Below are 12,736 nucleotides of genomic sequence, written 5' to 3'. Positions count from 1 at the left end.
TTCAATGAATTTGTATTTGAGTTATTTTTTTGTTGTTATCACGTCCTGTTCTTTTACTGACTGTTGCTTCAAAATCTGCTTGTGTCGGTCTGTCAGTTTCGCATGGTCGAGAATGTCTTTTACAACCTGCGTCTGGTTGATTTCATCAAGTTTAATCGCAACCTTTAAGGTCGGGGCAACTTGATGAGATAGCCAGTTCAGCGTCCTTTGGAAGGAGTAAGGCTCTGGTTTTGTGGTTAGTTTTAATCGTTCACGATTGTTCCCAATAAACCAAGCCCATTCTTCATTCAGTTTCCAATCAGAACGAGGTTTGGAATCGTCTTTATCTACAAAACGGATATACCGATTGATAATTTTAAAGGCGGTATGCTCTGGATTGTCATAGACGAGTAAATCACGGACTGCATAATAGGCACGCTCATTTTTCAATCGAATCTCAAAACGGTTTTTTACTTCTGCGTCTTCAATGGGAATATCATTTTTCTTGTACTGCTCGTAGTCCTTTTCATAGATACAGAAATAAACTTCACTTTGTAATGAACCGATATAGAGGGTGTTTCCCATACATTCCTTTTCCTCTTTGCGTACCAGTTCGCCACTGCGATAGCTTTTAAAACTGCGGAAGACGGAGATACATTCTTCCTGTTGGCACTTTTCAGTGAGTACAGGGATATTTAAAATCCCTGTCTTATCGTTAATGGCAAGGTCAAGGCGTTTCATCACACCGCCAGCCACCAAAACGTCCATAAAGAACTCATACCAGCTTCTTTGTTGTGCCAGAAGATAGCTTTCAAATTGTCTGCACCCACGACCTTTCAATTCCACCAGAACTCCTTTGTCCAGTTCATGGGAGCAAAGGACGAATATGTCGCCTAAAGCATAATGCTCTGAATAAGAATAGAAACCATAGTCCTCATGAAGAAAATAGGACAGTTTCAGTTGTAAGATGTTTTCGACCACCTGCTGTACGTCTGTTGTCGGAAAGCGAATTCTTACATAATCAAACAGCATTTCAAGGGGAGCGTCGGGATTGAAGCGTTCCAGAGCTTCCCAAAGGGACTGCTGTAAATCCTCTGATGGCTTGACTTTTCCTGTTTCAATATCGCTTAGATACTGCCTTGTAATACCAGTCGCAACAGCTAAACGGTTTTGAGATAGTCCATAAGCCAAGCGTTTTTCTTTTAAATGCTGTAACCAAGTTTGTTCATTCAGTAAAAATCCCTCCAATCAAAAAGGCGTATGTCAACTTTTAAAGCCCATTTGACATACGCTGAAATTTTGTAAATCCCTTGTAACCAAAGGATTTTCTAATGTTTTTTTGACTGTTTCCTGTCGATTTGTACCCCCCTGTTAGATACGGGGGGTTAAGTGCTGGCGTGGCTATTGCCACACCAGCCAGCAAGATCAGTCCACACCTGCGACTTCCGCTTCGCACGTCGCCTGCGTGGACTGTCTGCTGTTGGATAACTTTTTAATTTCCTCCAAGAAATCATATCCTTTTGGTACAAGGGGAGTATAAAACTCTGATATGACACTTGTTCCTACATCAACATAGCCACGACCTTTGATTCGCTTTAAGAAGAAATCCTTTTGTACGTCACTGCCAAACATCATGCCATAGCCCATTTCAGACATACGACCTAAAGCCACTCTGAAATTAAACTGATCACGGATTCCGTCGCCTAAATATTTTGCGTCTGGACGTTGACAAGCCAGTATTAGAAAGAAGCCAGCTTGACGACCTAACATGACAATCTGTTTCAGCTTATTCATAACTGCGGTGTTTTCTTTTGTTCCCAGCATTTCCATGAAAGCGACGTATTCATCAAAGATTAAGAAGTGTGCCGGGAGACCTAAGTAAGCATAATTTTTGCCAGTCTTATAGTTCTTCATCTGCTTCATTTCCTCACTACGTTTCATCATTTCTTCATAGAATGTTTCAATGCAAGAAAGCAAGTCTTCTTTTCTATAGTAGACATTTGCCATCACAGAACCTAAGTCCGCAAGATCAGCATTTTTCGGGTCAAGAATATACAGTTTTGAATCTGTATGAAGCAAGGCTTCAATCAGTGTCAGTATAAAGTAAGTTTTACCGCCACCTGTACCACCAGCAATCAACATATGAGGGAGCTTATCATATTCCCACCATACGTTTTTCATTAAGCGAAGTTTACCATCTTTAGCTTCTACTTCATCAATAGAAATACGACTGGCTATGGTGTCATAGAGCAAAGTATATTCCACATAGGAATCCTTTAACTCTTTATCCGTCAGCTCACAGTACAAGCCACTCTCTAATTTCTTTTCCAAGTGTAAGAGTTGGTCTTGATATTTTCCCAGCGTGATTTCCACCCGTATCTGTATCAAGCCATTTTTAAGTCGATAATACATTTTAGGGAAGTAGGTTATCTTTTCCTTTGTACGACCAGCACTATCTTTAAAGAAACCCTCTGTTTTGACCTGTTCAGATTCATACCACTTGTTTTCAAGTATCATCTTTGCCAGTTTTTGACGGTGGTAAAGTTGTTTAACCGTATCATAGCGAACCCGTTTGAATACAAACGCTACCAGCAAGCAGATAAGAATTGCGACACTGAAACTGATAATTAAATAGGGAATGTCAATCTTATCTGCTTGTGATAGGTTAAAATCCTGCCAGTTGATCTGCTGGATTGTCTTCACATGAAACAGTCCGACAACCAGCAGGAAAACAGGCAGGAGTGACGCTATCGTAAAATGAAAGACTAAATCTTTACCAGATGGGCGAATCCTTTTACCACGCTGTTTCATGCGAAAAAGTCTCCTTTCTACCTAGCGACTATTTGTCTTGTGTCGGTTCTTTCTTTGCTTGTGGTTGAGCTTTGAATGAACTAGAATCCTTTGTCAGCACAATATCGTCTGCCTTGATATACCAGTCAACATCTGCTCCTTGATAGGTGGCAGTAGCAACGGTGTCCGCAATGGGATTGATAAGTTCCACCCGTGCGTTATAATCAAACTCTTTCAAAGGCACGCTGGCAGGAATACTTACTTGAATCATGCGTCCTTGTCCTTTGGATTTTAAGTCATAGGTACGTTCCTTGATTTCATCTGAAACCGACCCGTCTTCATTTTGGATTCTCACTTCACGACGTAGAGCAGAGAATTTCAATTCTCCAAAAGTCGTGTCTTTATCTAATACAATGCCATTTGCTAATCTCATCATTTTTCCTCTCTTTCTTTATTCTTTTATCATGTCGTCAGCATGTAAAAGGTAATTTGTAAAACCACGAGTGCCGATTTTGTAGCCCTCTGCGGTAATACGTGGATTGACTAACTTCACACGTTCCTCAAAGCCGAAATGTTTTTCGCCAGCTTCAGCAGGAAGCACCACCACAATATCATCTGCTCTTTGAACATCAGAATAGAGATTATAGCTTCTTGATAAGACAGTTAGCCGTCCGTTGATTCTTCGCTGAACGACTTTATCCTCGCCAGCAAATTCTAAATTGCCGAATGTTTTTTCCATGTTGGGAATCACAAATTTAAGTTCCATATTTTTACCTATCCTTTCTTTTTTATTGGCTGAATGAATGTTTGATGGTCTTAAAGAGTGGGGAACGACCTTTTGATTCTTGATTTTTTGTTTTCATAAGTTCACTTCCTTTCAAAATCGGGTAAAAAAATAGACACCTCATTTTTTGAAGTGTCTACCTATTAAATATTCAAATTTTATTGGAAGTATCTTTATATCTTCACTTTTCAAGGATAAATCGTCGTATCAAAGCTCATTCATAAGTAGTAAATTAGTAGTAAATTGAGTGGTTTTGACCTTGATAAAGTGTGATAAGTCCAGTTTTTATGCGGATAACTAGATTTTTATGCTATTTTTGAAATAAAAATAAGAAAATTTTGTTTGTTCAAACAGCATGGAGTAATATAAACCTTCAACGTCTCAATTATTATAGTCAGTCTTATTTTGAGAATATGCTTGAAGAAATAATAAAAAATGGAAAAAATATTTTGTATAAATCAAAATTAATTTATAAAACAAAAATTGATAAAATACCTATAGGTATTCAAATTCAAGCTATCTCTATTGATGAAGAACTGTCCATTAATGTTTTTATTCCAAATGTTTCTCCAGGAATATCAATTGATTATACAGAAGGTAAGATAACGAGGTTAGAATGATAATACAAGCAGATTTTCCAAGTATTATTTTTTCAAGATTCAATGAAGATTCGTCATGGAAATCAAAAAAATTTAAAGAATTATTAGACCCAACGGAGAGAATTAGACGAGATCCATTTGGTAGTGCTTTAAAAAAGAATATTTTGTTCAAGTGGCGAGTAAGTTGTTTATGAAGAGTAAAGTGGGACTTACTGCCTCTTTATGCGTTTATGCGCTACTGCGGAAGACTATCTTGAAAAGAAATAGTGACTCAACTACTCAATGACCTCAATAGCATTCGAGATAGCAAGTACCGTCTCATTTCTAGTAAGCAAGAAAGAAAAAGGTCAAACCAGAAGAATCAGCCCAGTATAAGGATATGGACAAACCCCTTAGAAAGGAATTGCTAAGGGGATTTTTGCTGGTTTCGTGGTATAATTTTAGTATGTAGAATTATTCTTAAAAAAAATAGAGTTTTAATTTAGAGAGGTTGAAATGGGTTTATCTAATATTGAAATAAAAAAGGAGTTATCTAGGCGGTTCCAAGAAGCTAGAAAGAAGTCTAGACCTCAGACATGTTTACTATGCAAGAAGCCACTTACTAAACTTTGCAACTCACATTCAGTTCCTCAATTTGTCTTAAAACATTTGGCTGAGAATGGAAAAATTATGCAGTCAAGTTCACTAATGTCTTTTGAAGATATAGATTTATTTGAAATTGAAAAAGGAGTGAACAATTCTGGAATCTTTAAATTTATATGTCATTCTTGTGATAATGAATTCTTTAATGACTATGAATCTGAAGAAGCATTGTTAGGGGAAATTTCAGATAAAATGTTAGCTGAAATTGCTCTGAAAAATGGATTGATGAATGTTTCAAAGCGAAGCCAAGAAGTAAAATTATATAGTTCTCTTCCAGAAAGAATAATTGGTATTGACGATATGATAGATTTGTATAGTTTAGATTTAAGAGATTTTCTTCAAGAAGTGGAAGTTCATAAGCGAGAAATTTTAAATAATACAAAAGGTGCATATCAAATCGTGTTTAAAGAGATTCTCCCATTTGTGGTTCCTATTGCTACACAAGTAGCTATTACACTACAAGATGATATGTATGGGTATCCCGTAAATGATGTTTTTAATCCTGATCCAAAAGTCAGTATGCAAGATCTGCATCTGGTCATTTTCCCTTTTAAAAAATCATCTCTTGTTTTAGCTTTTTATCATAAAAAAGACAAAAATTATAGAACTCTAAGACATCAGTTTAATAGCGAAAATTCTAAAAAAACCAAAGAATTTTTAAATTATCTTGTATTTGCCTACACAGAAAATTTTTTTATTTCAAAAACAATTTATGAAAAAATTCAAAATAATAAAAAACTAATCCAGCTAAGTCGTGAATTGTATCAGAAACCTAATCTTGGAAATTTAAGTATGTATGATTTTTTTAATTTGAAATATGAACCGGTAAAGCCAGACGAAATTCCCAATTTCTTAACAAAAGACTGGGCACTAGGAGAAAATAATGAGTAAAAACAGTATTCCCAAAATTAGGTTTAACAATTTTAAAGCTTTTTGGGTAGAAAAAAAAATTGCAGATATAGTCAAAATATCTGCTGGTGGTGATGTAGATAAAGAAAGATTGAAGCAAAGTGGAAAATATCCTGTTATTGCAAATGCTTTGACAAACAAAGGAATCGTTGGCTTTTATGACGATTATAAAGTGAAAGCTCCTGCAGTGACTGTTACAGGTCGTGGGGATGTTGGATATGCTGTAGCAAGACATGAAAATTTTACACCAGTTGTTAGACTTCTAACTCTTCAATCAGATAGTATTGATATGGACTATCTTGAAAATCAGATTAATTCTATGAAAATTTTAAATGAGTCTACGGGTGTTCCTCAATTGACAGCTCCTCAACTTGGGAACTATAAAGTGTATCGTCCTGAAATTGACGAACAATCCGCCATAGGTTCTCTTTTCCGCACCCTCGACGACCTTCTAGCGAGTTACAAGGACAATCTCACCAACTACCAATCTCTCAAGGCAACCATGCTCTCCAAGATGTTTCCCAAAGCTGGGCAGACTATTCCTGAGATTCGTTTAGATGGATTTGAAAGAAAATGGGAGAAAAAAAAGTTAATAGACTTAGTATCGCCAGTGTCCAGAAAAGTAAAAAAACCCTCCGATCCTTACTATAGGTTATCGATTCGCTCACATGCTAAAGGTACCTTTAAACAATTTGTTGATGATCCTAAGAAAATTGCAATGGATAATTTATTCGAAGTTAAAGAGAATGATTTGGTTGTAAATATTACATTTGCTTGGGAACATGCGATTGCTGTAGCTAGTAAAGAAGATGATGGTTTATTGGTTTCTCATAGGTTTCCGACATTTGTAATTGATAAATCTGATAAGAATTTCATTAATATTTATATTAAGAGAGAAGAGTTTAGACAAAAGTTGGATTTGCTATCACCGGGTGGAGCAGGACGAAACAGAGTTTTAAATGTAAAAGATTTTATTAAGATTCAAATGATAGTTCCAGAATTGGAAGAACAACAAGCCATCGGCTCCTATTTCTCAAACCTAGATAACCTCATCAACTCTTGCCAAGAAAAAATCACTCAGCTAGAAACTTTGAAAAAGAAACTCTTGCAGGATATGTTTATCTAGATGATTAGTGATAACTTTTAACAATTATATTTAAAAACTTAGAAAGAAACATTATGGAAACAACACAAACTTCCCAGTCGCTCTATCAAGCCCTGTGGAACTCAGCGGATGTTCTCCGCTCTAAGATGGATGCTAATGACTATAAGTCCTATCTTTTGGGTATGGTCTTTTATAAGTATCTGTCAGACAAGATGCTCTTTTTCGTGGCGGAGACTATGGAAGAGGGGAGTGAGAGCCTAGAGGCTGCCCTTGTGGTCTATCGCAACTACTATGAGGATGCGGACACCCACGAGGATCTTCTTGCAGTTATGAAGGACGAACTCAACTATAGTATCAAGCCTGACTTGACCTTTACGGCTCTTGTAGCACGTGTCAATGAGGGGACTTTCCAGCTGGAAGATTTGGCTCAGGGTTTTCGAGATATTGAGCAGAGTGACGAACTCTATGAAAATCTCTTTGAAGATATCGACCTCTACTCTAAAAAGCTAGGGGCAACTCCGCAAAAGCAAAACCAAACGGTGGCGGCGGTCATGAAAGAGTTGGCAGTGCTGGATGTGGCTGGTCATGCAGGCGATATGCTGGGGGATGCTTATGAGTATCTGATCGGTCAGTTTGCGACTGACTCGGGTAAGAAGGCTGGAGAGTTCTATACGCCGCAGCCTGTTGCCAAACTCATGACTCAGATTGCCTTTTTGGGTCGTGAGGACCAGCAAGGCTTTACCATCTATGATGCGACCATGGGATCTGGCTCTCTCTTGCTCAATGCCAAGAAATACTCTCATAAACCGCAGACAGTGGTCTACTTCGGTCAGGAGCTCAATACCTCGACCTATAACCTAGCTCGGATGAACATGATTCTACACGGTGTTCCAGTTGAGAATCAATTTCTACACAATGCCGATACACTGGATGAAGACTGGCCGACTCAAGAGCCGACCAACTTTGACGGTGTTCTCATGAACCCGCCGTATTCTGCTAAGTGGTCAGCAAGCTCTGGCTTTATGGCGGACCCTCGTTTCTCTCCTTTTGGGAAACTGGCGCCCCAGTCCAAGGCTGACTTTGCCTTTCTCTTGCATGGGTATTACCACCTCAAGCAGGATAATGGGGTTATGGCTATCGTCCTTCCTCACGGTGTTCTTTTCCGTGGAAATGCGGAGGGCACCATTCGTAAGGCCTTGCTAGAAGAAGGGGCCATTGATACGGTTATCGGTCTACCTGCCAATATCTTCTTTAATACCAGCATTCCGACCACGGTTATCATTCTCAAAAAGAATCGTACCAATCGTGATGTCTACTTTATCGATGCTTCTAAGGAGTTTGATAAAGGGAAAAACCAGAATATCATGACGGATGTTCATATCGAGAAGATTCTGGAAGCCTACAAGTCTCGTGAGGAGATTGATAAGTTTGCCCACCTAGCAAGCTATGAAGATATCGTCGAAAATGACTATAACCTCAATATCCCTCGCTATGTAGATACCTTTGAGGAAGAAGAAGTAGAGCCACTGACAGATATCGTCAGCAAGATTAACGAGACAAATAAAGCTATCGAAAGTCAAACAGCTTCTTTACTTGACATGCTGAACCAACTCCACGGAACCACACCAGAAGCCGATGCTGAACTTAAACAGTTTTTGGAAAAATTTAAAGGGTGATGGCGTAATCGATTCGCTCATTTTTTAGATACAACTTTGTTTCCATATTCCCTGGAAACTGATAGAAAGCAAGGAGAAACATGGAACAAACTAATCAAAAATCCCAGTGCCAACAACTCTGGGCTAGAAACAAATACCTCGTTTTGAGTCATTCCAGCAATATTTACAATGAGATTCGCGAGTATCTAAAGCAAGAAGTGGTGGAGGTGAGTGAAGTTCAAGTGATGATTGACCGTGCCTGCCAGATTCCAGAACACAGGGGTCAGGTTTGCAATGCCTTTCAGCATATTTGGGGCTATTTCAAAAAGAAAGCGACAGATACTGAGCGCAAAGACTACATGCTCTTGCTGGATCGCTACCGCTATGGTCAAGCTTCTAAGGAAGACTTGATCGCTAAAACTCGAGACTTGCTTGAACTCTATCCAAATAGCTACTTGCAACATTCGACTTTACTGAAAGGAGACTCCCATGAGACTTTGGCATGAGGCTTTGATTTCACAACTTCCCCGTCCTCAACTTTTGGGGCAACATCGAGAGTGCTGCGCCCTGCGTGGCAATGGTTGGGGCAGAAAGCATGCGACGGTGAACTATGTCTTTACCCACTCGCCCTATCGTCTCTATGCCTATCATCGCTTGATCATGGGGGAGATGGCTAACCGTGGCTATAATGTCAGTCCAGAGTGGCTGGACAAGAACTACCGTGGCAAGATCTGTCATCCTTATCAAGACTTGCCTGAGGAGAACCTAGGTAATCCCGTCTATAGTGAGCATGATGCAGAATACTATGAGGAGTGTCTGGCTAATCTCCGAGAGAAAGGCATTGAGCTGGAGTAAGAGTCAGGCTTAGCTCCACATTATAACTCTTCTCGTAATTTTTTCGAATAATAAAGATGAGACCTTTAGAGTTTTTCTAAGGTCTTCTTTTTATGGGTATTAGAATTTACTTTTAATAACTTTTGAGTTATAATTTAATTAGAAAGAGGCTACTTGGTGCATACGATTTACTTCTATAAGGACAAAAATGGAAATGAGCCAGTCTTAGATTATATGAGACAATTGGCTAGAAAGAAGAGTAAGGACAGTCGCATCAAACTCAATAAACTAAACGACTATATCGAGTTGCTTAGTCAGCATGGGACTAGAACTGGTGAACCCTATATCAAACATTTGGAAGATGAGATTTGGGAACTACGACCTCTTAAGGATAGGATTTTATTTGTAGCATGGGTTGATGGGAGTTTTGTTCTTTTACATCATTTTGTTAAAAAGACTCAGAAAACTCCTAGGAGAGAGATTGATAAAGCCAAGCGTTAACTGAAGGACATAAAAGAAAGAGGGTTAAGTGATGAAGAATAGTGCCATTGGAAGTAATTGGAAAGATATCCGATCTGAACTCTTTACCAAGGAGGAAATCCTTGAAAGTGATATGCGAGTGGCTATCATGAGCGAGTTGATTGAGGCTAGACGTGAGCAAGGGATCAGTCAGAAAAAACTAGAAGAACTCAGTGGAGTGAGCCAGCCTGTCATAGCTAGGATGGAGACAGGAAAGACTAGTCCTCAGTTGGATACGGTATTGAAAGTTCTAGCCAGTTTAGGAAAGACACTAGCAGTCGTCCCACTAGAACAGGAAAAAAATTGATAGAGATGAGATTATTTTGTTTGCTAAAATCGTCCACAGGATAATTTCACCTCCCGCCCGCACTTTTTAAGGGAAATATCAAAATTACCAAAGGATAACTAACCTATAGTCTTTTCTAATAACAAGCCATAGTCACTTATAAGAATTACTAATAACACGTTTGAGCATTCCAACTAAAACACAGCCTAAAACAAGCAATACAAAGGATTTGAGACGCTGGTCTCAAGTCTTTTTCTGTTGTCTAAAAGAGTGATATAGTTTCAAACTATATCAAAGCCTAATTATTTACAATTATACAGACAGTTTCTTTTCTGTTAAGATAGTTTCAACAACAAATTTTGGAGGACACATCATGTCAACTACGATCATCGGTTTCCCTCGTTTGGGCGAATTCCGCGAATTAAAATTTACAACTGAAAAATACTTTAGAAAAGAAATCTCAGAAGAAGAACTCTTGGCAGCAGCAAAAGAATTGCGCGCGAAACACTGGAACATTGTCAAAGAAAAAGGCATCACTGAAATTCCATCAAACGACTTTTCTCACTATGATAACTTCCTAGATGCAGCTTTCCTTTTCAACGTGGTACCTGCTTCAGTTCAAAACTTGGACTTGTCTGACCTTGAGCGCTACTTTGCTTTGGCGCGTGGGTACCAAGGAGAAAAAGGGGATGTTCGTGCCCTTCCGATGAAGAAATGGTTCAACACCAACTACCACTACATCGTGCCTAAATTTGAAAAAGACACTCAAGTCAAACTTGCAGGTCACAAGATCTTTGATGAGTTCCAAGAAGCCAAAGAACTTGGATTGAACACTCGTCCAGTCCTTGTAGGTCCATTCACTTTCCTTCAATTATCAGACTTTGAAGACGGCGTGAAAGCAGAAGACTTTGTAGACAGCTTAGTAGCTGCTTACCAAGAAGTTTTTGCAAAATTGGCTGAACTTGGTGCGACTCGCATCCAACTCGACGAAGCGGCTCTTGTCAAAGATTTGACAGCTGAAGAAAAGGCTCTTTTCTTGAACCTCTACAACAAACTCTTGGCTGACAAAAAAGGTCTTGAAGTCTTGCTTCAGACATACTTCGGTGACGTTCGTGATGTCTACGCTGACCTTGTGAACTTGCCAGTTGATGCCATTGGTCTTGACTTCGTTGAAGGTAAGAAAACTCTTGAACTCGTTAAAGGTGGTTTCCCAGCTGACAAGACTCTCTATGCAGGTATCGTCAATGGTAAAAACATCTGGCGCAACAACTACGAAAAGAGTTTGGCTGTTCTTGAGCAAATCCCAGCTGAAAACATTGTTTTGACAAGCTCATGCTCACTTCTTCATGTGCCATTTACAACTGCTAACGAAGAATTTGAACCAGCTATCTTGAACCACTTTGCTTTTGCAGTAGAAAAATTGGAAGAACTTCGTGATTTGGATGCTATCCGCAATGGTCAAGGTGCAGAAGCTCTTGCAGCTAACAAAGAACTCTTTGCGACTGAACGTGTTGGTGAAAATGCAGCACTTCGTGCGCGTATCGCTGGATTGACAGACGCTGACTACACTCGTTTGCCAGCCTTTGCTGAACGTGAAGCCATCCAAGAAGAAGCTTTTAAACTTCCAGCCCTTCCAACAACAACTATTGGTTCATTCCCTCAAACTAAGGAAGTTCGTGCCAAACGTTTGGCCTTCCGTAAGGGTGAATTGTCACAAGAAGAGTACGATGCCTTCCTTGCTGAAACTATCGACGAATGGATCAAATGGCAAGAAGAAGTTGGATTTGACGTGCTTGTACACGGTGAGTTCGAGCGTAACGACATGGTTGAGTACTTCGGTCAAAACTTGTCAGGTTACCTCTTCTCTAAGAATGGTTGGGTACAATCATACGGTATGCGTGGGGTGAAACCACCAATCATCTGGGGTGATGTCACTCGTCTCAACCCAATCACTGTTAAATGGTCTAGCTATGCACAAAGCCGTACTGACAAACCTGTTAAAGGTATGTTGACTGGACCGGTTACCATCCTCAACTGGTCATTCCCACGTGAAGACATCTCTATCAAGGACTCAACTCTTCAAATCGCTCTTGCCATCAAGGATGAAGTGCTTGACCTTGAAGCTGCTGGCGTGAAGATCATCCAAATCGACGAGGCTGCTCTCCGTGAGAAATTGCCACTCCGTCGTAGCGACTGGTACGAAGACTACCTTGACTGGGCAATTCCTGCCTTCCGCTTGGTACACTCAACAGTAGCGCCAGATACGCAAATCCACACACATATGTGTTACTCAGAATTTACAGATATCATCCCAGCTATCGACAACATGGATGCGGACGTTATTTCCTTTGAAGCAAGCCGTTCAAACCTTGAAATCTTGGACGAACTCAAAGCGAAAAACTTCCAAACAGAAGTGGGACCTGGGGTTTACGATATCCACTCACCTCGTGTGCCAAATGAAGGCGAAATCGACCACACAATCGATGCTATTCTTGCCAAAGTTCCAAGCAAGAAAGTTTGGATCAACCCTGACTGTGGTTTGAAAACACGTGGTATTCCAGAAACAAAAGAAAGCTTGATCCGCCTTGTCGAAGCAGCAAAAGCTGCGCGTGAGAAATTGTAAGATAGGATTTC

General features: G+C 39.6%; 13 protein-coding genes. 9 read left to right on the top strand and 4 right to left on the bottom strand.

Annotated elements, in window-relative coordinates; all coding sequences use genetic code 11:
- Positions 1–21 precede the first annotated feature (21 nt).
- From mobT to HMPREF0850_RS11300, 4 genes are all read right to left on the bottom strand, one after another.
- The gene (mobT, locus tag HMPREF0850_RS11315) at positions 22–1,227 is read right to left on the bottom strand and encodes a MobT family relaxase (RefSeq protein ID WP_000398284.1); all 1,206 of its coding nucleotides are present in this window, start codon (positions 1,225–1,227) and stop codon (positions 22–24) included.
- A gap of 177 nt (positions 1,228–1,404) precedes the next feature.
- Positions 1,405–2,790, bottom strand: a complete 1,386-nt coding sequence (locus HMPREF0850_RS11310; protein ID WP_000813488.1) for an FtsK/SpoIIIE domain-containing protein — start codon at positions 2,788–2,790, stop codon at positions 1,405–1,407.
- Positions 2,791–2,818: 28 nt separating this feature from the next.
- Positions 2,819–3,205, bottom strand: coding sequence for a YdcP family protein (locus HMPREF0850_RS11305; RefSeq protein ID WP_000985015.1), 387 nt, complete (start codon positions 3,203–3,205; stop codon positions 2,819–2,821).
- Positions 3,206–3,220: 15 nt separating this feature from the next.
- Positions 3,221–3,535 (bottom strand): YdcP family protein, encoded by a 315-nt coding sequence (locus HMPREF0850_RS11300; RefSeq protein ID WP_000420682.1) that lies wholly within the window; start codon positions 3,533–3,535, stop codon positions 3,221–3,223.
- A 356-nt stretch (positions 3,536–3,891) separates the two neighbouring features.
- Here HMPREF0850_RS11300 and HMPREF0850_RS0103445 point away from each other — a divergent pair, with 356 nt between their 5' ends.
- The 9 genes from HMPREF0850_RS0103445 to metE all read left to right on the top strand — a co-directional run bounded on the left by HMPREF0850_RS0103445 (position 3,892) and on the right by metE (position 12,725).
- The gene (locus tag HMPREF0850_RS0103445; RefSeq protein WP_025168407.1) at positions 3,892–4,173 is read left to right on the top strand and encodes a hypothetical protein; all 282 of its coding nucleotides are present in this window, start codon (positions 3,892–3,894) and stop codon (positions 4,171–4,173) included.
- Positions 4,174–4,647: 474 nt separating this feature from the next.
- Entirely contained in the window at positions 4,648–5,685 is a 1,038-nt protein-coding gene (locus HMPREF0850_RS11295) for a hypothetical protein (protein WP_000524474.1), read from the top strand.
- Positions 5,678–6,829 (top strand): restriction endonuclease subunit S, encoded by a 1,152-nt coding sequence (locus HMPREF0850_RS11290; RefSeq protein WP_000042199.1) that lies wholly within the window; start codon positions 5,678–5,680, stop codon positions 6,827–6,829. The genes HMPREF0850_RS11295 and HMPREF0850_RS11290 overlap by 8 nt, the downstream gene beginning before the upstream one ends.
- Before the next feature lie 53 nt (positions 6,830–6,882).
- Positions 6,883–8,484 carry a type I restriction-modification system subunit M gene (locus HMPREF0850_RS11285; RefSeq protein ID WP_000450450.1) on the top strand — a complete coding sequence of 534 codons (1,602 nt, stop codon included), beginning with the start codon at positions 6,883–6,885 and terminating at the stop codon, positions 8,482–8,484.
- Positions 8,485–8,564: 80 nt separating this feature from the next.
- On the top strand, positions 8,565–8,969 hold the full coding sequence (locus tag HMPREF0850_RS11280) for a YbgA family protein (protein ID WP_000438473.1): 405 nt from the start codon (positions 8,565–8,567) through the stop codon (positions 8,967–8,969).
- Positions 8,953–9,318 (top strand): TIGR02328 family protein, encoded by a 366-nt coding sequence (locus HMPREF0850_RS11275; protein WP_001241808.1) that lies wholly within the window; start codon positions 8,953–8,955, stop codon positions 9,316–9,318. Before HMPREF0850_RS11280 ends, HMPREF0850_RS11275 begins: the two co-directional genes overlap by 17 nt.
- A 156-nt stretch (positions 9,319–9,474) precedes the next feature.
- Positions 9,475–9,798, top strand: coding sequence for a type II toxin-antitoxin system RelE/ParE family toxin (locus HMPREF0850_RS11270; RefSeq protein WP_000556947.1), 324 nt, complete (start codon positions 9,475–9,477; stop codon positions 9,796–9,798).
- A 31-nt stretch (positions 9,799–9,829) separates the two neighbouring features.
- The gene (locus HMPREF0850_RS11265) at positions 9,830–10,123 is read left to right on the top strand and encodes a helix-turn-helix domain-containing protein (RefSeq protein WP_000797738.1); all 294 of its coding nucleotides are present in this window, start codon (positions 9,830–9,832) and stop codon (positions 10,121–10,123) included.
- Between the two features lie 352 nt (positions 10,124–10,475).
- On the top strand, positions 10,476–12,725 hold the full coding sequence (metE, locus tag HMPREF0850_RS11260) for a 5-methyltetrahydropteroyltriglutamate--homocysteine S-methyltransferase (protein ID WP_000108239.1): 2,250 nt from the start codon (positions 10,476–10,478) through the stop codon (positions 12,723–12,725).
- Positions 12,726–12,736: the final 11 nt, after the last annotated feature.

This window comes from Streptococcus sp. M143 (genome assembly GCF_000162495.1).
In the GTDB taxonomy this organism is placed as follows: Bacteria; Bacillota; Bacilli; order Lactobacillales; family Streptococcaceae; genus Streptococcus; species Streptococcus dentisani.
This window is presented reverse-complemented; position numbering and strand designations above follow the sequence as displayed.

What these genes read in the sequence shown, in the direction of transcription:
- HMPREF0850_RS11285 (WP_000450450.1), top strand. Translation starts at nt 6,883, where the DNA reads ATGGAAACAACACAAACTTCCCAGTCGCTCTATCAAGCCCTGTGGAAC.
- HMPREF0850_RS11290 (WP_000042199.1), top strand. Translation starts at nt 5,678, where the DNA reads ATGAGTAAAAACAGTATTCCCAAAATTAGGTTTAACAATTTTAAAGCT.
- HMPREF0850_RS11305 (WP_000985015.1), bottom strand. Translation starts at nt 3,205, where the DNA reads ATGATGAGATTAGCAAATGGCATTGTATTAGATAAAGACACGACTTTT.
- HMPREF0850_RS11265 (WP_000797738.1), top strand. Translation starts at nt 9,830, where the DNA reads ATGAAGAATAGTGCCATTGGAAGTAATTGGAAAGATATCCGATCTGAA.
- HMPREF0850_RS11295 (WP_000524474.1), top strand. Translation starts at nt 4,648, where the DNA reads ATGGGTTTATCTAATATTGAAATAAAAAAGGAGTTATCTAGGCGGTTC.
- HMPREF0850_RS11280 (WP_000438473.1), top strand. Translation starts at nt 8,565, where the DNA reads ATGGAACAAACTAATCAAAAATCCCAGTGCCAACAACTCTGGGCTAGA.
- HMPREF0850_RS11300 (WP_000420682.1), bottom strand. Translation starts at nt 3,535, where the DNA reads ATGGAACTTAAATTTGTGATTCCCAACATGGAAAAAACATTCGGCAAT.
- HMPREF0850_RS11275 (WP_001241808.1), top strand. Translation starts at nt 8,953, where the DNA reads ATGAGACTTTGGCATGAGGCTTTGATTTCACAACTTCCCCGTCCTCAA.
- HMPREF0850_RS11310 (WP_000813488.1), bottom strand. Translation starts at nt 2,790, where the DNA reads ATGAAACAGCGTGGTAAAAGGATTCGCCCATCTGGTAAAGATTTAGTC.
- metE (WP_000108239.1), top strand. Translation starts at nt 10,476, where the DNA reads ATGTCAACTACGATCATCGGTTTCCCTCGTTTGGGCGAATTCCGCGAA.